Genomic DNA, 23,557 nt, shown 5'->3' on the forward strand with positions numbered 1-23,557 from the left:
TGGACTACCGTTGCACGGTGCACATACGGGATGACCAGGGCGAAGGGACGAGACCCACGTGAACGCGGCGCCACTGAGCCCCGAGGATCCGACGCAGCTCGGCGATTTCGAACTGCTCGGCCGGATCGGCCACGGCGGCATGGGGCAGGTCTACCTCGGTGAGTCGCAAGGGGGCGAACCGGCCGCGGTCAAGGTCATCAAGCCCACGGTGGTCGACTCGGAGACGCGGCTGCGTTTCGCGCAGGAGGTCGAGGTTCTGAAGACCATCTGGGGCCCGCGTATCGCCGCCTTCATGGACGCGGACCCCGACGCCGAGCAGCCCTGGCTGGCCACCGAGTATGTCGACGGCCCTGACCTGCGGAAACATGTGAACACCTGCGGGCCCTTGCCGACCGTTCTCGTGGCGTCCCTCGGTGCGACGCTGGCCGAGGCCCTCGCCGGCGTCCACAAACAGGGTCTGCTGCACCGGGATCTCAAGCCCGCCAACATCCTCCTCGGCCCGAACGGCCCGAAGGTCATCGACTTCGGTCTCGCCATGTTCACCGAGTCCAGCGCCTCCCTCACCGCCCCGAACACGATCATGGGCACTCCGGCCTGCATGGCTCCCGAGCAGGCGAACGGCGTGAAGCCCCTGCTGCCGCCAGTGGACGTCTACGCCCTCGGCGCCGTCCTGCTCTACTCGGCAACCGGCCACTATCCGTTCCAGGCGGAGAACATCCACGCCCTCTTCCACCTGATCACCAAGGCCGACGCGAAGCCGGACCTGAGCGGCGCCCCGGACGAGCTGATACCGCTGCTGACCACGATGCTCACCTACGACCCGAGCCTGCGTCCCACCCTGCAGAACGTGGTCCAGCAGTGCCGTGCCGTGATCGAGGCCAAGGGCCTGAAGGTCGCCCAGGCCCGGCGCCGACTCACCTCTCACGTGGCCCAGAGCACCGGCGGAGTCCAAGACGTCGCCATTCCGCCGACGGCTGACGAGGTGATCCCCAGCCCGACCGCGGAGGCCGAGCCGACCGCCCCCGAGCAGCAGCCGGCACCCCCGGTCCCGGCCCCCGCCACCCCGGCGCCCTCGCCGCGGGTCCGGGCACGGACCGCTCCCCGCTCAGGCGGCCCCGGCATACGGCATTCCGTGCAGGCCAAGCGCGTGGCCCAGCAGCTGCGCGAGGCCTACGCTCAGCATGCGAAGTTCTGAGAAACCTTGAGACAACTCCCTTCAACCTCCCCTTCAAGCACCTGACATTCCCGGAGGCAGCCCTCGTGACCGTCGAGCAGGCCGGTGCCGTCGCGCACGCTCCCCACAGCGCCGGTGCGGACGAAGGGGATGCCAAGTACCCGCCCGGCTCGCAGATCGAGGTCCGTGACGAGGAGTGGCTCGTACGGAACGTGACGCACACGGCACACGACGGGGACAAGATCGAGGCGGTGGGCGTCTCGGAGTTCGTCCGCGACCAGGAAGCCGTCTTCTTCACGAACCTCGACGATGTGCAGTTGATGGATCCGAGCCGGACAAAGCTGACGTCCGACGACTCCCCGAACTTCCGGCGCAGCCGCCTCTTCCTCGAAGCCATCCTGCGCAAGACGCCGCTCCCCCAGTCGGAGCGCGGCCTGGCGCTGGCGGACAGCTTCCTGCTCGACTCGCTCCCCTACCAGCATCGCCCGGCGCAACTCGCACTGTCCGGCAAGAACCTGCGCCCGCGCATGCTGATCGCGGACGTGGTCGGCCTCGGCAAGACCCTCGAAATCGGCCTGACGCTCGCGGAGTTGATCCGCCGGGGCCGCGGCGAGCGCATTCTCGTCGTCACGCCGCAGCACGTCCTGGAGCAGTTCCAGCACGAATTGTGGACCCGTTTCGCGATCCCCCTGATCCGCCTCGACTCGGTCGGCATCGAGCGCATCCAGCGGGAGATCCCGGCGGGCCGCAACCCGTTCACGTACTTCAAGCGGGTCATTGTCTCCATCGACACGCTCAAGAACACGGACCAGTACAAGCACCATCTGGAACGCATCACATGGGACGCGGTCGTCATCGACGAGTCCCACAACCTCATCAACCGCGGCTCCCTCCGCAACCAGTTGGCCCGGCTCCTCGCCCCGCAGACCGACGCACTCATCCTGGCCTCCGCCACCCCGCACAACGGCGACGCCCGTTCCTTCGCCGAGCTGATCTCCCTCCTCGACCCGGCCGCGATCCGCGACCCGGAGCGGTACGAGGCGAAGGACATCGAGCACCTCTTCATCCGGCGTACGAAGATCAGCCCCGAGGTCCGCGAGCAGATGAAGGGCCAGTGGGCGGACCGGGGCCCGAGCACGTCGGTCCACTGTGCGGCGACCCCGGCCGAGGAGCAGATCTTCGAGGAGCTGGCACAGGTGTGGCTCCCGCAGGACCGCCCCTCGGTGAGCGAGAGCCGCCTCTTCCCCTACACGCTGCTGAAGTCCTTCCTGTCCTCCCACAAGGCCCTCGCATCGACGGTCGACGCCCGCATCCGAACCCTCAAGGCGAAGGAGGACGGCTCGGCGGAGCCCGAACTGGCGGCACTCCAGCGCCTGGCCGACCTCACGCTCGTCATGTCGGAGACGGACTCGGCGAAGTTCCGGGCCCTGGTGGAGCAGTTGCGCGAGATCGGGGTCGGTCCGCGCAGCGACACCCGGGTCGTCGTCTTCTCCGAGCGCGTACAGACGCTGGAGTGGTTGCGTACGGCGGTCCCGGCGGCCCTCGGCTTCAAGGGCAAGGCGCTCCAGGAGGCCGCGCGCGTGATGCACGGCGGTCTCTCCGACGAGCAGCAGATGCAGTGCGTGGAGGACTTCGGCCTCGCCGACAACCCGGTACGGCTCCTCTTCACCGGTGACGTGGCGTCCGAGGGCGTCAACCTGCACCGCCAGTGCCATCAGCTCATCCATTACGACGTCCCGTGGTCGCTGATCCGCATCGAGCAGCGCAACGGCCGCATCGACCGCTACGGCCAGGCCCACCAGCCGCAGTTCCGCGCGCTGATCCTCACCAGCGAGGTCGAGGACGCGAAGGACGACCGCACGGTCGCCGAACGGCTCCTGGAGCGCGAGGACGAGGCACACCGCAGCCTGGGCACGGCGGAGGCGGTGTCCGGCCTCTACCGCGCCGAGGCCGAGGAGAAGTCCCTCATCCAGGACCTGCTGCGCGGCCGTACGGTCGACGAGTCGCTGGACGCGACGGCGGCCGAGGCGGAGGACGACGGCGGCGACTTCCTCGCGGACTTCTTCGGCGCGGTAGGCGACGAGCCGGGCGAGGTGGACGGTGACGCGCCGCCCGCACCCGCCGACGTACCCCGCCTGTTCACCGGCACCCGGGAGTTCCTGGACGAGGCGATCCGCGAGGTCTTCCCGGACGCGCAGCGGCAGTTGGAGCTGGACATCGACTCGGAGACGGGCCTGCTGTCCTTCCGCCCACCGTCCGACCTGACCCACCGCATGAAGGCGCTCCCGCCGGACTACCGCCGCGAACAGCGCCTGCACGAACGTCTGTTGGTGACGCTCAACCGCACGCTTGCCAACAACTCCCTTGTCCGCGCCCGGGAGTCGTCAGCGTCCAGCTGGCCGGAGATCTCACTCCTCACCGACCTCCACCCGGTCGTGGAGTGGCTGACGGACAAGGTGCTGGTACGGCTGGGCCGCCAGGAGGCACCGGTCATCACGGCGGACGTCGAGGCGCCGACCTACCTGATCCAGGGCATCTTCTCCAACAAGCTGGGCCGTCCGACGGTCGTGAAGTGGATGGCCGTACGGGGAGGCGAGGTCACCGACGACATGGTGGGCACGCTGCGCCGGGCGGGCGTAGGCCCGACCATGGCCAATCCGCTGCACGACCACGATCTGGACCTCCTCGCCGCCGGCATCCCGGGCGCCCTGGAGGCCGCCGAGCGCTTCCTGCGCCGCCACAGCAGCGACTGGGACAAGGCGCTGACCGGCCCGATCGAGGACTACAAACTCCGCCTCGGCAACTGGGAGCAACCGACCCTCGCCGACAATCGCACCAAGTCCGACCTGGCCGACCTGGCCGACTCGCTCCTCACCACCGGCCGCCCGATGCTCCGGGTCCTCGCCGTCCTCGACCACACCAGCTGATCCCCGAGGTCCTCTCCGTCATGTCGTACGACTCTCTCGTCAACCGCGGCGACTACTTCTCCGCCCACTATCTGGCCGAGGTCTTCCCGAAGGACCTCAAGTCGGGACTCCTCGCTGTGTGGAAGGAGCGGGAGGAGGCAGCGGCGGGAGTTGACGAGCAGGAGCCCACGGAGTCGTCGTCCTCACTTCCGGTGACTCCGCGAGTCGGCCTGCGTGAGCTGCGGCGTAGGTACTTCAAGGCGCGCGCGGACTTCGCAGAGGCGGCTTCCGAGCCGGACGACGCGAGGACGTACGACGCGCCTGCGTGGCGGGAACGGGTATCGGCGCTCAACGCGGATGTCCTGCGTGCACTGGGCTACGACGCCAAACCGCAGACCCTGACGGTGGAACGCGCGGACCACACCTACGAGGTCCAGGTCGCGCATGCCGAGCCGGGGCTCGTGGCCCTGGACTGCGGGTGGGCGGCCGAGCCGGACGCGGCGATGGACCCGGACGGTTCGGGGCGGTTGCTGCACCGGCTGCCGCTGGACGGCTCGAACGCGGTGGCGACGGGTTCGAAGCTGGCGTCGTTCCTGTTCGCGTGCGAGGACGCACCTCGCTATGTGCTGTTGCTGATGGGTGGAGTCGTCGTGCTCGCCGACCGGGCGGCGTGGGGTGAGGGCCGGTACCTGGCGGCCTCCCTGGACGCGGCGCTGGAACGCAACGACACGCGTGCGGGCGGCGAACTCGACACGCTGGCGGCCCTGTTCGGGGCGGACTCACTGCGAACGCCCGAGGAGGGCGGGGAGAACCCGCTCGCGGGCCTGGTCGACAAGTCGACGAAGCATGCGGTGGGGGTGTCGAGTGATCTGCGGGACGGGTTGAGGCTGTCCGTGGAACTGATCGCGAACGAGGTCCTCGACCGGGTGCGGGCGGCGGGGGTCAGGCCGGAGGAGGTAGCGGAACTCCCGGAGCTGTCACGTCAGTTGACGCGGGAGTCACTGCGCTATCTGTACCGGATCCTGTTCCTGCTGTATGCGGAAGCTCGCCCGGAACTGGGCATCCTGCCGTCGGACTATCCCGAGTACCACCAGGGGTATGGGCTGGGGCGGCTCGGTGAGCTGGTGGCGGAGCGGGACCTGGTGGGCGAGAAGGCGCGCGAGGGCTTCTACCTGTACGAGTCGCTGGACCTGCTCTTCAGGAAGGTGCAGGAGGGCTACCGCTCGCGCCGGATGCACGGGAAGGCGGTCGAGGGGGAGCGCGATTCAGAGGACGTGGGTCTGCGTTTCGAGCCGCTGCACTCCAAGCTGTTCGAGGCGGACTCGATCCGCCTGATCGGGGCGCGGTCGGTCCGGGATCCGCGCGTCGACGAGGACGAGACGGGCGTGGCGCGTTTCGTGGACACGCGGCTGCGCAACGCGACCTTGTACCGGGTGCTGCGGCTGTTGATGCTCACGCGCGGCAAGAAGGGCGAGCGCGGCGGCTTCATCTCGTACGCGCAGCTCGGCATCAACCAACTCGGGGCCGTGTACGAGGGGTTGATGTCGTACTCCGGGTTCGTGGCGGGCGAGGAGCTGTACGAGGTCGCCAAGGGCGGGCACTCGAAGGACGGTTCCTGGCTGGTGCCGGCGTCGAAGGCGGACGAGTATCCGGACTCGGTCTTCGTGCGGAGGCGTGACGAGGAGACGGGCGAGGAGGTACGGGTCCGGTATCGGCCGGGGTCGTTCGTGTACCGGCTGTCGGGGCGGGATCGGCAGACGTCGGCGTCGTACTACACGCCGGAGTCGCTGACCAAGGTGACCGTGCAGTTGGCCTTGCAGCACCGGCTGGACCAGGACGGTGAGGTGACGCCGGCGCGGGAGCTGCTGGATTGGAAGATCTGCGAACCTGCGCTGGGGTCGGGCGCGTTCTTGAACGAGGCCATCAACCAGGTGGCGGCGGAGTATCTGCGGCGTCGGCAGGACGAGTTGGGCGTTGCCATCGACACCGAGAAGTATGCGGTGGAGTTGCAGCGGGTGAAGGCCTACGTCGCCCTGCACAACTCCTATGGCGTGGACCTCAATTCGACGGCCGTGGAACTGGCCGAGGTGTCGTTGTGGCTCAACACGATGCATCCCGGGATGGAAGCGCCGTGGTTCGGTCTGCACTTGCGGCGGGGTAACTCGCTGATCGGCGGCCGGAGGGAGGTGTACGCCGCCGAGAAGTTGAAGAAGGGGGGATGGCTGGGGTCGACGCCCGAGCGTTTCCCGTTGACGGAGGCGGCGGGTGGTCTGCCGGTGGGGGCTGTGCATCACTTCCTGCTGCCTGCGAAGGAGTGGGGTTCGGTCGCCGCAGAGAAGGAGGCCAAGGCGCTGGCTCCGGAGGAGTCGAAGGCGTTGGGGGCGTGGCGGAAGGCCTTCACCAAGTCGCCGTCGAAGAAGCAGACGGAGCGGTTGCAGGGGCTCGCGCGGAGGGTCGAGTACCTGTGGGGGCTTGTCGTGCGGCGTCTGGAGATCTCCGAGCGGGACATCTCCCGGCGGATCGAGGTGTGGGGCGCGGAGGGTGGTTGGCTGCGGGCGCCTGAAGTCGCCGTGCAGCGGGATGAGGTGCTGGCGGATCTTGAGGCTGTCGATACGCCTTACTGGCGGCTCAAGACGCTGATGGATGCGTGGTGTGCGCTGTGGTTCTGGCCTGTGCAGGGCGCTTCGCTGCTTGACGGTACGGATGAGCGGTATCGGCGGGTGGCTGAGTTGGTGGAGGAGTCGGGGGCGTTTGAGTCGTCTCTGGGGGTGGGCGAGGAGGGTGCTGACTCGGGTTCGGGGTCGGACTCCGGTGTGCTGATGAGTTGGGAAGAGGATGCGCTTCCTGGGTTCGGCGTTGATCCCAAGCAGCTTGCGCTCACTCGGGAGAACTTGGACAAGCGGCGTACTGGGCGGCGCAAGGAGGCGGTGAGCGAGCAGCGGCGGGTGGTGGTTCCGCTGGCCGAGCTTGATGACTGGCTGGACTTCGCGGAGTCGTTGCTGGGGCGGCGGGAGGTTCCTGCGGACTCGCTGATCTCGGAGTTCGAGCGGCTGGATGAGCTTGAGCCGTATGAGGATGCGTTGCCGGATCTGATGGGGATGGATCTGGCTCTGCGGTTGGAGGAGCGGTATCCGTGGGCCGCGGTGGCTCGGGATGTTGCGGGGCAGCAGGGTTTCTTTCATTGGGAGTTGGAGTTCGCGCAGGTGTTTGCGCGGGCTGGTGGGTTTGATTTGCAGGTGGGGAATCCGCCTTGGGTTCGGCCGCAGTGGCAGGAGGACGTGGTTCTGGCTGAGCTGGAGCCGTGGTTCGTGCTGGCGGAGCGACCAACCACTGAGGAGTGGCGGCTACGCAAGGAAGAGGTGCTCAACTCCAGCACGGATGACCAGAGGTTCCTCCTCGACGAGTTGGCCGTACATGCAGGATCTATGGCCGTTCTGGGCAGCCCGGCGACGTATCCCCTTCTTCTGGGCACACAGAGCGATCTCTATCGGGCCTTCATGGCCCAGGTGTGGCAGAACATCGCATCGCAGGGCAGCGCGGGCCTGATCCACCCGGACACGCACTTGGGTGGCGCGCGCGAGGGTACTATCCGGGCCGCCACTTATCGACATCTTCGAGTCCACGCTCATTTCGTCAACTCATCAAGGTGGGCCTTCGACGATTTGAACTGGTCCCAGGAATTTGGGATGCACATCTATGGCACCCCACAAGAGCCTCATTTTCTTCACCTAAGCGAGCTCCGGGACGCCGACGTCCTGCCCGCTTCCCTAGCCCACGATGGACGAGGCCCAACACCGGGCATCAAGCACAACGGCTCATGGGACATTAGGCCGCACCGCGATCGCGTGGTGCAGGTGAACACTGCCCTCCTTGCCAGCTGGCAGGCCCTGACGGGCTCGCAGGGTGGAGCGGCCCAGGCTCCGCTGCTGTATCCCGTCCTCGTGGGCGAGCAGGGAGCAATCGAGGCGCTGGCCACCTATCGCAGCAGCTTTGCCGACTGCCAACCGGCGATCACGAGCGGATACCACGAAGCCGGCGCAAAGAAGGACGGGCTGATCCGCTGGGGAAATCAGTCCGTTTCCGAGTTCGCGGACGTCATCCTTCAAGGGCCGCATTTCGCGTCGGCACTTCCCTTCTCGAAGGAGCCGAGGATCCCCTGTCGGAGCAATAGGGACTGGGACTTGCTCGTTCCGACCAACCTGACCGAGACGTACGCTCCAGTGACCAACTACGTGCGGGCAGCTGACCAGACAACATACGTGGCGGCCCAAGATTCCTGGAACGGGAAACCCTCCACCTCGTATTTCCGGCTGGCTTGGCGGAGGAGGGTCCCCTTCGACAGCAGCCGCTGCCTGCATGCAGCCCTCATCCCACCCGGCCCCGCCCACATCGATGCCGTGCATTCGGCGGCCCTGTCTGACGAACGCCTTACCGTGCTCAACGCGGGTTTCTGGGCCTCTCTGCCACTTGATTACCTGCTCCGCATCACAGGTCGCTCCGACCTCCGCGGCGCTGAAGCACGCAAAATGCCTGCCCCCACCTCGACGCACCCCCTCGCTCCCGCCCTCCTCCTCCGCACTCTTCGCCTCAACGCCTTGACTTCGCACTACGCCACCCTCTGGGCGGAGCTGTTCGACCGTCAGTGGGCGGGCTATGAGGATTGGGCCAACCCTGGATGGCATGGCCTCAAGCCCCTCGCTGCCGGTCTCAAGCCCACCTGGGACTACGCAACCCCTCTCCGCACCGAGCACGAACGCCGAGCTGCTCAGGTCGAACTCGACGCCCTCGTCTCCGTCTGGCTCGGCATCACAGCAGACCAGCTCGTTGCGATCTTCAAGTCCCGCTTCCCTCAATTGCACGACTACGAATCAGCAACCTGGTTCGACGCCAAGGGTCGCAAGGTCGCCGCCAGCCCCTTCACCTTTGGCCACGGGCAAACCAAGCAGGACTACCTCGACCTCATCGCCCACCTGGAAGACCCGGACGGCACCCCACCCCCGGCGGGCTACACGGCCCCCTTCTACAAGGCCGACCGCGAAGCCGAAATGCGCGCAGCCCACGCGCACTTCCAGGCCCGCCTGGACGAGGAGATCGCCCTCGGCCGCTGGTCACCCCCGCAACCCGCCTCGGCATGACAAAGAGCCCTCGGCACGCACATACACGCGCCGAGGGCTCCGCCCCAATCACACCGCCGCGAACTCGACGAACGCGCTCCAGGTCACAGGCTCCACGCTCAGCGCAGCAAGGCTCGTGTCCTTGGAGTCACGGACATGCACGGCACCCGAGCTGGCGGCAACCTCGACGCACTCGCCGCCCGAGCCCGTGCTGTAACTGCTCTTGAACCAGGCCGACTCAGGTACCGACTGTTGGGCGTTCATCTCTCTCCAAGCAACTTCTCGACGAGGGCCAGCGACTCGCGCAGAGTGAGAGCCTGGGCCCGGAGGATGCCGTACTGCTCCTCGATCTCCCGTACCGACCTCCGCTCCGTGTAGAGGCGGCTGTCCTTGTACGCCTCCACGTAGGCGATCCTCTGCCCTTCCAGTGTCTCGATCAAGGTGAAGGGTCCGTCCAACCCAGCATGCTCCTCGCGCTCGATCGGCATCACCTGGATTTCGACGTTGCGCCGCTGACCGTACAGAAGGATCTGTTCCAACTGGCCGCGCATCACGTCCCGCCCGCCCAGCGGACGCCGTAGCACGAACTCCTCGATGACGAAGCTGATGGTGGGCAACGGGGTGCGAGAGAAGACCTGCTGCCGGGCCAGCCGAGCCGCGACCCGCTGGCTGATGATCTCCTCGTCCAGCAAGGGCCGCCACATGGCGAACACCGCCCGCGCGTACTCCTCCGTCTGCATCAGCCCGGGCACAGCCTTCGTGGCGTAGCGGCGGAATCCGCCTCCCCTGCTCAAACGAAGCGATCGTCGACGCCGAATACCCCGCCAGCGACCCGAACTCCGCCCGCCCCATCCCCGCCCGCTCCCGGAACAGCTTCAGCTGCCGCCCGAAAACATGGAGCATCCCCGCCCCAGCCTCGTACTCGCCCTCCGACCCCGGCCCCGGCCCCGGCCCCGACCCCGACCCCGACCCCTGAACCTCGTCGTCCATGCCGCAGTTCCTCCCGCACCGAACCCCACACGTAACGCCCCGCACCACGTACAACCCACACACGTCAGCGCGTCCCACCTGGTCAAGGTTACTCACAGTACAAGAGTGTTGACCTTATGAAGCCGATAACTCCCCCACACCACTCCGGCCCGCACCCGCACCACCGCGCCTCACAACACCACGCACCCACCCACGAGTTCGCAATGCAGTTCACCTCAACCCCACGCGGCGCCCGCCTCGCCCGCCGACTCGTCTCACACCGCCTCAACGACTGGGGTCACCCCTACACCACCCCCACGAACGAGACCCTCACCCTCATCGCGGCCGAGCTCACAGCAAACGCGGTCCGCCACGCCCACATCCCCGGCCGCGACTTCCACCTCCGCCTCACCACGACCGCAACCACTCTCCGCATCGAGGTCACCGACACCCGCACGGAGAAGCACCCCTCGCCCACCTGCACCACCCCACCCCCGTCCGCCGACTCGGAATCCGGCCGCGGCCTCCTCCTCGTAGCCACCCTCGCGGACAACTGGGGCTGCGCACCCCGCCCCAACGCCCCCGGCAAGACCGTATGGGCGGAGCTTCTTCGGTAACCGAATCCGACCGTGCTTCAGTGAAACCCCATCGCCGAGGCGAGGGCCTTCCCCCAGGCTCCGAGCGGGCCGGGCGCGTCGAGGGGCGTGTAGAACCCGGCAATCAGCAGACCCAACGTCGCCGCGAAGGCAACCCCGACTCCCGCGAAGCCGGCGCCCTCCTCCGAGTCCCGGTCGAGATTCAAGGCCAACACCACAAACACCGCGAACCCAACCCCCGCAAACACCACCGCACCCAGGGCAACGCTCGCGACGGTGAACACCACCGCCTCCACCACACTCGCGTCGGTCGCGTACACGGCTCGGTTCATCGTGACGACGAGTAGCGGGACCCACCCCGGGATCAGGCAGAGCAGCCAGATCAGGGCGATCCGGAACGGTCGGCGCGGTCCAGGCACGGGAGTCCGCGTGGTGCGCCTGGGTGTGGTGGCTGCCCTGTTGCCGCCGCTCCTGGACGGGGAACCGGAAGGCGTCTTCGCTTCCGGTGTCTTGGCGGTCGGAGGGTGAACCAGAGCCGGCTTCGCTTCCTTCGGAGCCTGCTCACGACTCTCACCGGGTTGACGTACCACCTGGCCCTCGATCACCTGCGCGGCAGCCGCTGTGCCGTCCTGCCCCGTGATCTCGTGACCGAGCAGCCGCAGGTCGTCCCGCACCCGACCGAGCTGCTCCTCGGCCCGCTCCAGGAACTCCGTGAACTGCTGGCCCTCCTCGTCCGGCGTCACCGCAGGGGGTGCCGTCTCGGCCTCGGCGCGGGCGAGTGCGGCCAGTCGGGCCCGTTCCTTCTCGCGCCGCTCCTCGGCACGGCGCCGCTGCGCCAGTTCCTCATGGGCCTGAGTGAGGAGTGCCTCCGCCTTCTCGCGCTCCTGTACCGCGGCGCGCATCATCTCTTGCGTCTTCATGACGCGGAGTTCGGCGGCCTGCAACTGCTGTTGCATCTCTGCGAGCGCCTCGGCACGTCCTTCGGCCCTCGCCTGCCGCGCCTCCTCCTCCAGCTCCGCGCAGCGGGCCCGCAGCTCGGCCTGAGTGAGGCTCAACGTCCGGATCAGCAAGGTGACGCGCTCCTGCGTCAGCTCCAGCGCCGCACCGCGCATCCCGGCCTGCGCCAGTTCCCTGGCCGAGCCGCCGGGCTCTTCATGAAGGTGAAGATGAGAGATGTATTGGTTGCCCCTGGACAGGTACACCTGCCCGTTGTCCGAGGCACTGCCCCGCATGTCGGTCTCTCTCCGGCCCTCCCGGCCGGACGGTTCGATGCCGCTCACCGCTCGTTGATGTGCTGGTCACCCACCGACATGTAGATCCGGGAACTGCCCGAGGCATGCGCGTCGAGTCGCACTCCGCCTTGGATCTCCTGACGGTTCGGCGCCACTGGGGTCAACCGGTCCAGCAGCGTGCGCAGTTCCTCTGCGGCGCCGGGGTGTTCGCCCAGCAGGTCCGCCACCCGGTGCTCCCAGTCCCTCGCCACGTCCGTGTCGCCCGTGGTGTCAGCGGAGTCGGCTGCGATGAGCAGCGCCCGGCGAGAGGTCTCGAGCTCTCGCTCGACCTCGTCCGCGGCCTGCGGACGGTACCTGCGCCACACAGTCACCATGCCGTCCCGTGCCTGCTGCCATCCCTCACTCACGAGGAGGGCCACCATTGCCGCACCAGCTTCTCCGGCCAGGGTGACGAGATACGGGTCCATGGCATCCCCCGAGAATTCGATCGACCAGACCACACAACTTTTGGGTCCGGCAACGTCAACACGACTCACAGTAACGCAACTCTTCCAGGAGACAGGGGCGTTGTCGTCCAGGCCGAGCTGACGCACTGTGAAGTTCATGTGCGAAATGTGACCCGCCTTGCATCGATCCAGATCTTGGCGTCCCGACTGCTGTCCTGGCGGGCCTGTGCCGTCACACCTCGCCCGCCACGTCCGACATTCTGCGGGGCACCGACTTCCAGTCCTCCACGGGCTTTTTGAGGCGCTCCTTCCCCTCGACCTTGAGGACGTCCTTCAGGCAGGCGCAGTCGACGAGCTCTCGGTTCCCTGTCAGGCAGACGTAGATGCCTGCGATCTGCAAATCCCGGTCCGGGCCGCAGCATCGTGCAGCTTCTCCATTCCCCGCAGGATGCTCCGCCAGGTCATCGCACCCCTTCCTACGGTGCTTCCTGATCAGCGCCTTCACGTCGCGTCGGTGAGGTAGACGGAGGCCCGGTCCGCGATGGCCGCCACCCCGCCACCCCGCCACCGTTCAGCGTGTCCGCAACGAATCCGGCGGCCTCCTCCAGGCGACGACGCTCAGGAGACGGGCCGGAACCGCGACACGCGCGGGTCCCCGCGCTGTCGCCGTCCGCTTCACAGGCCGGGAGCGGCGAGGCGGCGATGTCACTGGTCCCGCCGACAGCCCCCTGTGGTGGTGGCAGCGCATGTCAGGTCCTGTGACCCTGTTCTTGCACAGCCGTCCGTCAGGCTTCTGCGCGCGGCATTGGTACACCATTGCGCGAGTGTCTCCGGCGCGAACACCAGTGGGAACAGGGCCTGTTCGGCCAACCTCACACCCGCCTCTCCCGCCGGAACCGCAGATTGAGTCAATCCTCAATTTGGCCGTGAACCGGGCGTCTCTCCAGCAGGGAGACGCCTCATCAGGCAAAATCAGCGACCCGGGCCGAATTCCCCACCCGTCACACCCGCCCCGCTTCCCGATAGGTTGCCCCGCATGCCTGGCCATCTGCTCGAACTGCACGTGGAGAACTTCCGCAGCCTGCGCGAAGTGACCGTTCCGCTCGGCCCGCTGACCGTGCTCGTCGGTCCGAACGCCACCGGTAAGTCGAACCTCCTCGAAGTCTTCGACTTCCTCGCCGACGTCATCCGTACGGATCTCCAGCCCGCGCTCGACTCCCGGGACGGCTTTGGGGAGATCGCATTCTGGGGCGGTCCCAAGCCTCCGGCCACGCTGAAGATCGGCCTCAAGGCGACGTGGACCACGCATGCGAACTGGAGCTCTCCCGACGAGTACGAACTCACCATCCGCCGCAGGGTCTTGAAGTCGGGCGCCGAGAGCCTCTCCCGCAGCGAGACCTTCCGTTTCAAGCGCACCCAGGGGCGGGGACGGCGCATCACCATCTCCGGGGACTCGGCGGAGGTGGTCGACACGAAGGCGGGTGGCAAGGAGGACGACAGCGGCAGCTTCGGTATCCAGCGGCTGAGCAGCGGCCTGTCGACACTGCCGCGGCTGGCCAGTTCCGACGGTGGTGAGGAGGTCTCCCGGTTCGCCCAGCAGCTCTCCTCCTTCCGGGTCTTCGACGTGGATGTGGCGGCTGCCCGCCAGCCGTACCGGACGCGGCGCAGGAGTCGCTTCGTCGATCTGTCACCCCAGGCGGAGAACCTCGCCGAGTTCCTGATGTACCTCCGTTCCGAGGACGCGGACCTCTGGGAATCCCTTGTGGCCGATGCCCGCACGGTCCTGCCGCAGCTGGAGGACATCGAGTTCGCCACCCTCGGCGGCGCCTCCGACCAGGTCACCGTCCTCCTGCGGGAGAGCGGCCTGCGCCGCCCCACTCCGCTGGCCTTCGCCTCGTACGGCACCGTCCGCCTTCTCGGCCTGCTGGCCCTGCTCTACGACCCGCACCCACCGGCACTCACCTGCATCGAGGAGATCGACCACGGCCTGCACCCGCAGGCTCTCGCCCTCATCGTGGAACGCCTGCGCGAGGCGTCGCACCGCAGCCAGCTCCTGGTCGCCACTCATTCCCCGGCCCTCGTCGACCGGCTCCTCCCCGAGGAGATCGTGATCTGCGAGCGCGACGCCGAAGGTGCCTCGATCATCCCCGCTCTGACCGTCGAGGAGGTCGAGGCGATCGTCGAGGAGAGCGGGGACCAGCCGTTGGGCGACCTCTGGTTCTCCGGCGTCCTCGGCGGCGACCTCACCGGGCGCGAGCTGTGAACCGTCGGGGGGCGGAGCGGCCGGGGCGCGGGGTGATCGTGCTGGCCGGTGAGGACGAGAACGACTGCAAGATCCTCGCCGAGATCATCCGGGCCCACCATCCCGGCCTCGGCAACTCCAGGATCGTACGCATCAACGATCCCGTCCGGCTGAAGAAGAAGCGCGGCGGGGATCTGGAGAGCAGCGTGCGGACTCTGGTGGGGAAGGCCAAGGGCAAGGCTCTCCAGCAGAAGGGGCCCCTTGTCGCCTTCGCCGTTCACGAGGACCTGGACGGCTACACCGACGACCGCTACCTGGCCGTCCGCAAGACCGTCGCCGCGGAACTGGACCGCCAGTGCCCGGCCGACTCCGCGTACGCCCTCGCCGCGTGGGAATCCGAAGGGTGGCTGCTCCTGTTCCCCGAGGCGTTCCGGCACGCCCACCCCAAGTGGAAGATCCCTGCCCAGTTACGCGGCAAGGACACGGGGCTGATGAACGACCCGAAGGGCAAGTTGAAGCGTGAGCTGAAGTCGCCGCCGTTCCGCGAGAGCGAGGGCCCGCTGATCGCGCAGGAAGCCGCGAAGCACGGCCTGCTGACCGCGCCCGTGGGCCAGAACCGCTCTCATGCCGACCTGCTCGCCGACCTCGGCCGCTGGACTGCTCGCCGGTGACACGCCGTGGCCCCCTCGATCACAGCGGTCCCAGATACTCCGCCACGATGCGACCGGCCTGCGTCAGCCACGGCCACGTACCGGGATCGAGGACGATTCCGGTGATGAAGAGTCCGATGCCGGCGACGACGTGCACGGCACAGCCTGCGTCTGAGGCGCCATCGGACCACTGGAAGACCGCGGCCACCAGGGAACTGAGGAAGACAGTGACGACCAGCGCCGTCGGCACGGCGACGATGTCGAAGAGGGTCCCCCAGATGATCGCGGGAGGGCTCTTGGCCGAGTACATGCTCCGGATGGCGGAGCCGACGATCGGCAGGGGCAGAGCGGCGGCGGCGAAGGTCGCGACCCCGAGCGCGGTTCCCCATCTGGTGTGTTGTCGGGGAGACTGCGCCGGAGCGGGGGCCGTGGCAAAGCCTCCGATCTCGAACCGCTGCTCAGCATCGTTCCCTTGGGACACCGTGCCGTCCGAGGGCATCCCTGCGTCTGGCCACTCGTCGCCTTCCCCGTGCAGGACCTCGCCCGCCAGGACCGTCTGCGGGCCGCCCTCTTCGCGCGTCTGTATCTGCTCGCTCAGCAGCCGCAATTCATCGCGCACCGCGCCCAGTTGGACCTCTGCCTGCTCAAAGATCTGATCGAACTGCGCGGTCTCCTGCGCTTCCCGGGCAGCCTGCTCATACTGGCTCCCCACCCGCTCGGCCCGCTCTCGTTCCGCCTTCCGCTGCTGTCGCGAGAGCTCCCGCTGCGCATGGGCCAGCAGCGATTCCGCGTTCGCGCGCTCCTGCTCCGCCTCCCGCATCATCCGCTGGGCCTTCATGACGCGCAGTTCCGCGTCCCTCAGCCTCTCGGCGAACTCGGCGTGCGCCTCGGCCCGCCCCTCGGCCTTCGCTCGCTTCGCCTTCTTTTCCAGGTCCTCACAGCGGGCCGTGAGGTCCCCCACAGCACGGGCGAGTACCTGGACCACGACATCGGCGTGTTCTCGCGCCTGGTGAGCGGCTTCCCCCTGAGCCTGTGCCGCCAGGTTTACCTGCGTCACATACTGGTTGCCGCGGGACTGGAAGACCTGCCGGTTGTCCGAAGCGCGGCCCCACGCCTCGGCACGGTCGCCGGTGCCGTCATCCCACCTGTCCAGTCCGCTCATCGCTCGGTGATGTGCTGATCACGAGCAGCCTGGTAGATACGGCTGCTGCCCTCGGCTCGCGCCTGCAAGCGCACACCGCCGCTGATCGACTGCCCGGCCCCCTGCCGCAAGCGCTCCATGAGGCTCTGCAGCTCGTCGGCGGCTTGCGGATGCTCGCTCAGCAGCCCGACGAACCTCGCGATCCATTGCCCCTCCATCTGCTGCATGTCGGAGCCCTGGTCGTCACCTGTCGGCAGTTGCAGCAGAGCCGCTCTGGACGTCTCAAGCTCGCGCCCGATCTCATCCGCGGCCTCCGGGCGGAACCGCCGCCACACGGCGATCACCCCGTCACGGGCCTGCTGCCAGCCCTCGCCGACAAGAAGGGTGACGACTGTCGTCCCGGCCGTTCCGGCCATGGTGAGGAGGTACGGATCCACGATGCCCCCGAGCTTCCGGATTCCATCACACCGAGTCACTCGATCTGACCCAGTCACATCAACAGAGCGTGACGTCAACCATAGCCCAACTCCTGTGACACGCAGCGAAGTTGTCATCCGTCGAGCCAGCGGCACACCGGGCACAGGTAAGTTGGATCACTTCGGTGGTGACCCGCGGGAGACCAGGGGGGCGGATGCGGTCGGAACAGTGGCGGCGTACCGAGGTCGTGAACTATTGGCGAGCGGTGGAACTGTTCAGTCCGCCCCAGTTGCCGTCCCCTCCCCGACGCGGAGCCCGGGTGTCGGAGCGCGAGTGGCTCCAGCAGGTGGATGTCCGGCCCGGGGAGCCATGGCCCGCACTGCCCTGGGAGTCGGGCCATCCTCTGCGGCGGGAACGGATCGACACCCGTAAGGAGGTGTGGCGTCACACGGTCTACGGCGGAGTCTTTCCACTGTCCGCCATCCGCAAGGCCCTTGAGGACCACTTCGGCGCGGACGGCGAGGACCACGCCGGGGTACGGCAGCAGAAGGGCGACACCGCCGTCTTCGCCATCACCGTGGACTCCGACGGCGTCCTCCTGGAGGGCGGGACGGCTTTCTCCACCTGTGCGTGGGCGACCGGCCGGGTCCGTGATCCGGGGCCGAACACCCCAGGCTGGCTCGACGGATTCGAGGAAACCGAGAGCCAGTGCGGGCAGGCCATCAGCATGCTCACCCAGCACCACATTCCGTACACCCGGACCCCTTCCGAACCCGGCGGTGCGGTGCCTCTCCTCCCGGACCCGCCCGCTGCCGCCCCCGGCGCTCCGGGCACCAGGTCCGGCGACTGGCGCAGCCTGATCCGGGAGATCCTCAGCTCGGCCGCGGTCGGCGCACTCGGCGCACTGATCGGGGACATGGGAGCGGGTGCGATCGCGGGGGCGTTGCGGCCCGTCGCGCGGCGCGTCGGTGGGGCCCGGGCTGGACGGCAGCCGGACGGTATCGCGGCATCCACTCCCCCTGGGCCTCCTGCCGGCGTGGCGCCCGAGCCCACGCACAGCTCCGAACCGACAGCGGAACCTGAGGACGACGCACAGGAACCCGGGCGCCCCCTGGAACTGCCCGACCTGGTGGCGTTCGCGGCGCATGTCGCCGATCTGTGCGGGGTCGGAGATCTGTTGTCGCCGGCGAGCATCCGAATCCACAGTCAGCGGGTCCGCCGCAAGAAGGACGGTTCACTGCCCGACCCCGACCCCGCCTTCCTCAACAGCCTGCTGCCCGAGGACCTGGAGCGCGTCGCGAGCGCGGAGAGCCACGGCAAGGCGCTGACCGCCTACCTGACCGATCCGGCGGCCGTACGGGCCAGGGACCGGATCGACGTACGCGACCACCCCGAAGTGGTCCTGGAAGGTGTCGCACCCGAGGCGACGCCGCTGGGACGGTGGCCGGCTCCGACCGAGCATCCCCTCGCCCTCAGCCAGCAGTTCGCGGTCAACCGCATCATCGCCGAACTGTCCGGCGGAGCGGGGCTGTTCTCCGTCAACGGGCCGCCGGGGACGGGCAAGACGACGATGCTCCGCGATCTGATCGCCTCCATCGTGGTGGAGCGGGCTGTACATCTGGCCGCACTCACACGCGCCGCGGACGGGTTCAGCGGGCGCGTGGAATGGAAAGCGGACGGATACACCCGCAGCGTGGCGCGGCTCAGACCCGCTCTCACCGGGCACGAGATCGTCGTCGCCTCCTCCAACAACGGAGCGGTGCAGAACATCACCACCGAGTTGCCCGCACTCGACGCCCTCGGAGAGGAGTGGCTCGGGGAGGCCTCGTACTTCCTCGACCAGGCGGTGTCCCTGCTCGACGGAGCCCCGGCCTGGGGCGCGGTCGCCGCGCCGCTCGGCAAGTCCGAGAAGCGCAAGGAGTTCATGTCGCGCTGGTGGTGGGGTGAGAAGCCCAAACAGGACTCCCGCGGGCGGGCGCGTAACCCCCGCGGAGACTCCGGCAACGGCCAGACGCCCAGCGGTACTTCCAACGGCATGCAGTCGCTGCTCCAGCGGCTGGAGCGCGGGGAGTCACTGTGCGACCCTCCTGCCGGCGTCCGATTCCCCACGCGTGGGAATGGACCCCTGCCCGTCCCGGAGGGCACTGCTGCGGTGGACGGCTGGGCTGCCGCCAAGGCCGCCTTCCTGGATGCGCTGCGGCAGGCCGAGGCCCTGCGTGCCGACCGGGCGGGAGTGGCGCATGCGATGCGGGACCTCGGCCGGCTCGACGCGTCCTTGGACTCCGCGGAGTTGTCGGAGCGATTGGCGCGGGAGGACGAGGAGGGCGCCAGACAGGCGGCAGCCGATGCACGCACCGACCTGCGGCATGCGTCGGTGGCGTACGAGGAGGCACGTGACCGAGCCGAGAGGCATCGTCGGGGCCGGCCTGGCGGACTGCTGGGTGCTCTCGGCGCCGGACGGGCCTTCGCGGAGTGGCAGGACCGGGACCGCTGGTGCCAGTCGGAGGTGGAGCGCACGTTCCTCGCCTACGGGGCGGCGGGCAGCCTTGCCCGAGCTACGGATCGAGTGCTGGCCGAGGTCACCGAGGTCCGCAGGCACGCGCGGCTTCAACTGGGGCTGGCACAGGCGGCTGCCGACGGCGCGCGGCGCGCTCTGGAGCAGGCTCGGGCGCAGTGGGGCGAGCACTTCCCGGAGGGGTGGGAGCACCTTGGCGACACGCAGCGCGAGTTGTCGTCACCGTGGTCGGACGAGGAGTTCTGTGCGGCGCGGACCCGGGTGTTCCTGGCCGCGCTGAATCTGCACCGCGCCTTCGTCGCCGCCAACGCCCGGACCGTACGACTCAATCTGCTGCTGCTCAAAGAGGTGCTCGCCGGGATGGCACCGCCGGACGTGGCGCTGGTCGTGTGGCAGTCACTGTTCCTGGTCATGCCGGTGGTCTCCACGACGTTCGCCTCGTGCGGGCGGCTCTTCGGGCCGCTGGAGCAGGAATCGCTGGGCTGGGTGCTCATCGACGAGGCCGGACAGGCCGCACCGCAGGCCGCGGTCGGCGCCCTGTGGCGGGCCCGGCGTGCTGTGCTGGTCGGCGATCCCTTGCAGCTGGAGCCCGTCGTATCGCTGCCGGTCAGCGTCCAGGAACGGCTGCGGCAGGCGTACGGCGTCGACGAGGAGTGGCTGCCGTCCCGGACCTCCGCCCAGCGGGTGGCGGATCGGACCAACCGCTGGGGGACGACCGTCGAGTCCCGACAGCCGGACGGTGAGATCGATCCGGTCTGGGTGGGCGCCCCGCTGCGGGTGCACCGGCGGTGCGAGCGAACGATCTTCGAGCTGAGCAATGACATCGCGTACGAGGGCCTGATGGTTTACGGGACGCGGGAGAAGCCGTTTCCCGGTCCCGACTTCTGCCCGGAGTGCGTGGCGGAGGCCAGAAGCGGCTGCCTCACCTGCGCCTACCCCCTCAGCTGTTGGGTGGATGTGATTCCGGGCGAGACGGTCGGCAAATGGGTTCCGGAGGAGGGGGCGGCCCTGGAGCGGATGGTCACCAAGCTCCATCACGTATGGGGCGTCGAGCTGGACCGGATACGTGTTCTCAGCCCGTTCCGGGAGGTGGTTGCCGGCTGTGCGAGGACGGTGCGCGGTATGCACCTCGGCGACTCTGCCTCCGCCTCCGCCTTCCTCAAGGATCACATCGGCACCGTGCACACCATGCAGGGCAACGAGTCGGACGTCGTCATCCTGGTGCTCGGCACCCATCCCCGTGAAGGTGCTCATGCCCGCGCCTGGGCCGCCGAGAAGCCGAACCTCCTCAATGTGGCGGTGAGCAGGGCGAAGCGGCGACTGTTCGTCATCGGGCATCGGGAAAGCTGGAGCAAGGAGCCCTACTTCGACACGCTCGCCGACCCGACCCGGCTGCCGCTCCGCGCCTGGGCAGGCGGCCAAGGGGCGGGGCGGTGACAGTTCAACAGGCTGCGCGTGGGCTTTTCGCGGGGAGTAGCCGTAGTTGCCCGGCGGGCACCTTGAACGGTTCGGCGGCCTCCGAGTCCCAGAGCACGGCGTAGTCACCGGAGACCCCGAACGACAAATAGGGTCGCTCGGAGTGGAGTTCGTGTCCCTGTACGTTCAGCTTCGACCTGGGGACCGTTGGCTGTGCACAGATCCACTCAGGCTGGACTCCGAAGTAGGGCGGCGCGCTCTTCCCGTTGTCGGCGGCGGATTTGACGGCTGTTGCGGCATGGTCAGCGGACTCCACGGCCAGCACCGCGACCACTCCGAGCACCATGACCTGTGCAAGCAGATACAGCGGAACGTTCAGCTCCTCCCCCGGGCGGATGTAGGACACATGCCGATGCTTCGCGATGCCCCACGCTGCCGGCACGAACAGCGCCAGGCTCAGGAAGCCCAGCAGCTTGACGGCGGCCGTCGCCTGCCAGAGGCCTGGCACATCCAGGTCGCCGAGATCGAGCCCGAGCATGTTCGCGTACAGGGCATGGAGCACCGACCCCGAGGCAACCACAAAGGAGAAGACCGCCGTCAGTACCAGCGGAGCGGCCCAGGCCAGCCATTCGCCCCAGGTCCACTGCCGCACGAGTAGCCAGATGCCGATCACGGTGAACAGAACCGCAATGCAGAAGAGCATCTGGAGTGGTGTCGCCGCATCGGCCTGGCCCCAGCCGAGAACAGCAGTCAGCAGGAGCAATGCCGCGAAGCAGACGATGAAGACGCTCAGCACGCGCCCACCGGAGACAAAGGTTCGACTGCCGTCCCACAGTGCCCCCGCGAATGAGCCCACCGCCAAAAGCCCCCAGAACCAGGCCTGATAGCCGGAATGGTGGTTCGCGAGGACCGCGCAGAAGTCCATCGCCACCAGCCAGCCAACGATCTGGTAGGCATGGCGGAGCGCGGCCTCCTCACGTCTCCCGACGATATAGCTGCGTTCCCGTCCATACACGGCGCGCACATCGACATCGCTCCGGGGAGACGCTCCGGTCTGCATGTCCATGCGCGACAGCCGCCCGGCCTCCGAAGCCGTACCGCTCACCAGGGTCCCGATGTCGTGACGGCCTCGACGTTCACCGACTCGGGCGAGGAAGACGTTCCACCTCCAACGCAGTCGCGCAGCGAGGCCTTGGGCCTCCTGCGGGGGGCGCGGCTCTGGGCGATGCGCAACCGTGTGCACTCTCCACTCGGTGAGCACTTCCCGATCCGTTTCGAGCAAGTCGCAGCGTCTGACGTACATTTCGAGCCTGGCCGTCTTCGCCAGACGCTGGACCCGCCAAGCTGCGGCCCCCACCGTTCTGTCGTTGCGCGCCCCGAAGAGATGCACTTCGACGAGGTACATCCGCGAGTCGGCATCCGGCGTCAGCACGCCGGCCGATATGTCGTCACCTCTCGCGAATGACCTGACGACCCGCCAGTCCCGCTGCTCGAACTCCTTCTGGGCCTTCTCCCAATCCCCTTGCCCTCCTCGTACCTCGACGAGAGCGAGCGCCCGTTGGTCGTACCGAACCCCCACCACATGTCTCCCCGTAGCCATGCTCCGACTGCGCTTGGATCATTCCACAGCACTCATGAGCCGACGTACGACGAAGCTCATGTGCTGGATGTGCCCCACCTTCATCCAGGTCTCCGGGTTGCCTGACCCCTTGGTCCCCTCCCCGTCTGCACACGCCTGCAGCCAGCGCTCACCTTCACTGAACTCCGCCCCGCGGAACCCCTCGTACTCCGTGATCCAACGAGCCAACTCCCGCACCCGCTCCGCACGCGCGCGCCCTCGCATGGGCGCCCGGGCGATGAGGAAGTCGTCCGGCGTGGTGTAGCGCAGCAGGCCCCACGGCGGGCCGTAAGGATCTTTGCTGGGTGGGATGTTGGCGGCGGAGACGTGCTCCACGGAGTAGTCGCCGTACAACACTGCTCTTGGGAAAGCGGGCCTGGACCTGTGCACCAAGTGGTTGAGCTGATGGTCGTAGCGCCGCACCACATGTGTGAACTCCGCGCCGCCCTGCTCCTGGAATCGCGGGAACGCCCCGGACGCGAGCACAACCGTCCGCCACGGCAGCAACGTACCGAGCAGATCGAGCGCGGCGATCGCGCCCTTGTCCGTCTCGTCGCCTGCCGTGATCTCGCCCATGTCCAGGATGAGGTCGGTCCGCGAGGGCGGCAGACAAAGGCGGTCGACCATGCCCAGCAGCGCAGCGGAGCTGCGTTCGTCCGGTGGCTCGTCGACCAGGATCCGTATGCCGAGTCCCCGGCCGCTCTGGAACGCGAGGTCGGCGGTGTAGCGCTGGAGCGTGTGGTCCCGCTCCGGGCCGGTGACCAGTCGTAGGCCACTCCTCGTCGCCAGCCGCCACAACCCCACGGCGGACCCTCGGACCTGGCTCTCCACATGGCTGGCGTCGATCCAGCCCGGCGCCCCGTCCACCGCCGTGATGAGCCGGTCCATGAGTGGGACCAGCCAGGGTTCGAGCACCGTCCGGTCGTCATCAGGTTCCAGGGCCGGCCGCTCTCCTCGGGCCCGCTCCGGACCGACGCACGGCACGATGGTCCACAGCGGCGCGATTCGACTCCGTAATCGGGTGTCCAGCGCTTCGAAGGCCTTCCAGGCACGCGGCCGCGTCGGCAGGATCGGTACATAGATCGGCTCGATCATCGCGGCTCCCCCTCGCCCGCCGAATC

At 68.1% G+C, this 23,557-nt stretch carries 15 protein-coding genes and 1 pseudogene; 7 read left to right on the forward strand and 9 right to left on the reverse strand.

Annotation, left to right across the window (positions count from 1 at the left end; genetic code table 11):
• Positions 1-58 precede the first annotated feature (58 nt).
• From EJC51_RS13265 to EJC51_RS13275, 3 genes are all read left to right on the forward strand, one after another.
• Positions 59-1,195: a serine/threonine-protein kinase gene (locus EJC51_RS13265; RefSeq protein WP_126271263.1), complete on the forward strand. Its 1,137-nt coding sequence runs from the start codon at positions 59-61 to the stop codon at positions 1,193-1,195.
• 65 nt (positions 1,196-1,260) lie between these two features.
• A complete protein-coding gene (locus EJC51_RS13270; RefSeq protein ID WP_126271264.1) occupies positions 1,261-4,101 on the forward strand; it encodes a DEAD/DEAH box helicase in 2,841 nt (946 codons plus the stop codon).
• A gap of 20 nt (positions 4,102-4,121) precedes the next feature.
• The gene (locus EJC51_RS13275) at positions 4,122-9,215 is read left to right on the forward strand and encodes a class I SAM-dependent DNA methyltransferase (RefSeq protein WP_126271265.1); all 5,094 of its coding nucleotides are present in this window, start codon (positions 4,122-4,124) and stop codon (positions 9,213-9,215) included.
• A gap of 48 nt (positions 9,216-9,263) precedes the next feature.
• Here the strand turns inward: EJC51_RS13275 and EJC51_RS13280 are convergent, their stop codons facing one another.
• Both EJC51_RS13280 and EJC51_RS13285 read right to left on the reverse strand, forming a co-directional pair.
• Positions 9,264-9,458 carry a DUF397 domain-containing protein gene (locus EJC51_RS13280; protein ID WP_126271266.1) on the reverse strand — a complete coding sequence of 65 codons (195 nt, stop codon included), beginning with the start codon at positions 9,456-9,458 and terminating at the stop codon, positions 9,264-9,266.
• A pseudogene (locus tag EJC51_RS13285) lies at positions 9,455-10,184 on the reverse strand (helix-turn-helix domain-containing protein). The gene EJC51_RS13280 and the pseudogene EJC51_RS13285 overlap by 4 nt, the downstream one beginning before the upstream one ends.
• 203 nt (positions 10,185-10,387) lie before the next feature.
• Here EJC51_RS13285 and EJC51_RS13290 point away from each other — a divergent pair.
• The gene (locus EJC51_RS13290; RefSeq protein ID WP_126271267.1) at positions 10,388-10,780 is read left to right on the forward strand and encodes an ATP-binding protein; all 393 of its coding nucleotides are present in this window, start codon (positions 10,388-10,390) and stop codon (positions 10,778-10,780) included.
• A 17-nt stretch (positions 10,781-10,797) separates the two neighbouring features.
• Here the strand turns inward: EJC51_RS13290 and EJC51_RS13295 are convergent, their stop codons facing one another.
• The 3 genes from EJC51_RS13295 to EJC51_RS13305 all read right to left on the reverse strand — a co-directional run bounded on the left by EJC51_RS13295 (position 10,798) and on the right by EJC51_RS13305 (position 12,942).
• Positions 10,798-12,039, reverse strand: coding sequence for a hypothetical protein (locus EJC51_RS13295; RefSeq protein WP_126271268.1), 1,242 nt, complete (start codon positions 12,037-12,039; stop codon positions 10,798-10,800).
• A complete protein-coding gene (locus EJC51_RS13300; protein ID WP_126271269.1) occupies positions 12,036-12,596 on the reverse strand; it encodes a hypothetical protein in 561 nt (186 codons plus the stop codon). The genes EJC51_RS13295 and EJC51_RS13300 overlap by 4 nt, the downstream gene beginning before the upstream one ends.
• Positions 12,597-12,669: 73 nt before the next feature.
• The gene (locus EJC51_RS13305) at positions 12,670-12,942 is read right to left on the reverse strand and encodes a hypothetical protein (RefSeq protein ID WP_126271270.1); all 273 of its coding nucleotides are present in this window, start codon (positions 12,940-12,942) and stop codon (positions 12,670-12,672) included.
• A gap of 531 nt (positions 12,943-13,473) precedes the next feature.
• On the opposite strand from EJC51_RS13305, the gene EJC51_RS13310 reads away from it, so the two are divergent.
• On the forward strand, positions 13,474-14,700 hold the full coding sequence (locus EJC51_RS13310) for an AAA family ATPase (protein ID WP_126271271.1): 1,227 nt from the start codon (positions 13,474-13,476) through the stop codon (positions 14,698-14,700).
• Positions 14,697-15,350, forward strand: a complete 654-nt coding sequence (locus EJC51_RS13315) for a hypothetical protein (protein ID WP_244362607.1) — start codon at positions 14,697-14,699, stop codon at positions 15,348-15,350. Before EJC51_RS13310 ends, EJC51_RS13315 begins: the two co-directional genes overlap by 4 nt.
• A gap of 19 nt (positions 15,351-15,369) precedes the next feature.
• On the opposite strand, the gene EJC51_RS13320 is transcribed toward EJC51_RS13315, so the two are convergent.
• Both EJC51_RS13320 and EJC51_RS13325 read right to left on the reverse strand, forming a co-directional pair.
• Positions 15,370-16,491, reverse strand: coding sequence for a V-type ATP synthase subunit E (locus EJC51_RS13320; protein WP_126271272.1), 1,122 nt, complete (start codon positions 16,489-16,491; stop codon positions 15,370-15,372).
• Positions 16,488-16,907, reverse strand: a complete 420-nt coding sequence (locus EJC51_RS13325; protein ID WP_126271273.1) for a hypothetical protein — start codon at positions 16,905-16,907, stop codon at positions 16,488-16,490. Before EJC51_RS13325 ends, EJC51_RS13320 begins: the two co-directional genes overlap by 4 nt.
• A gap of 299 nt (positions 16,908-17,206) precedes the next feature.
• Between EJC51_RS13325 and EJC51_RS13330 the strand changes: the two genes are divergently transcribed.
• Entirely contained in the window at positions 17,207-20,839 is a 3,633-nt protein-coding gene (locus EJC51_RS13330) for a DEAD/DEAH box helicase (RefSeq protein WP_126271274.1), read from the forward strand.
• 4 nt (positions 20,840-20,843) lie between these two features.
• On the opposite strand, the gene EJC51_RS13335 is transcribed toward EJC51_RS13330, so the two are convergent.
• On the reverse strand, positions 20,844-22,250 hold the full coding sequence (locus tag EJC51_RS13335) for an NnrS multi-domain protein (RefSeq protein ID WP_244362609.1): 1,407 nt from the start codon (positions 22,248-22,250) through the stop codon (positions 20,844-20,846).
• 186 nt (positions 22,251-22,436) lie between these two features.
• Positions 22,437-23,531 carry a beta family protein gene (locus tag EJC51_RS13340; protein WP_166682855.1) on the reverse strand — a complete coding sequence of 365 codons (1,095 nt, stop codon included), beginning with the start codon at positions 23,529-23,531 and terminating at the stop codon, positions 22,437-22,439.
• Positions 23,532-23,557: the final 26 nt, after the last annotated feature.

Source organism: Streptomyces aquilus (genome assembly GCF_003955715.1).
GTDB lineage: Bacteria > Actinomycetota > Actinomycetes > Streptomycetales > Streptomycetaceae > Streptomyces > Streptomyces aquilus.

What these genes read in the sequence shown, in the direction of transcription:
- EJC51_RS13300 (WP_126271269.1), bottom strand. Translation starts at nt 12,596, where the DNA reads ATGAACTTCACAGTGCGTCAGCTCGGCCTGGACGACAACGCCCCTGTC.
- EJC51_RS13290 (WP_126271267.1), top strand. Translation starts at nt 10,388, where the DNA reads ATGCAGTTCACCTCAACCCCACGCGGCGCCCGCCTCGCCCGCCGACTC.
- EJC51_RS13340 (WP_166682855.1), bottom strand. Translation starts at nt 23,531, where the DNA reads ATGATCGAGCCGATCTATGTACCGATCCTGCCGACGCGGCCGCGTGCC.
- EJC51_RS13320 (WP_126271272.1), bottom strand. Translation starts at nt 16,491, where the DNA reads ATGAGCGGACTGGACAGGTGGGATGACGGCACCGGCGACCGTGCCGAG.
- EJC51_RS13275 (WP_126271265.1), top strand. Translation starts at nt 4,122, where the DNA reads ATGTCGTACGACTCTCTCGTCAACCGCGGCGACTACTTCTCCGCCCAC.
- EJC51_RS13310 (WP_126271271.1), top strand. Translation starts at nt 13,474, where the DNA reads ATGCCTGGCCATCTGCTCGAACTGCACGTGGAGAACTTCCGCAGCCTG.
- EJC51_RS13280 (WP_126271266.1), bottom strand. Translation starts at nt 9,458, where the DNA reads ATGAACGCCCAACAGTCGGTACCTGAGTCGGCCTGGTTCAAGAGCAGT.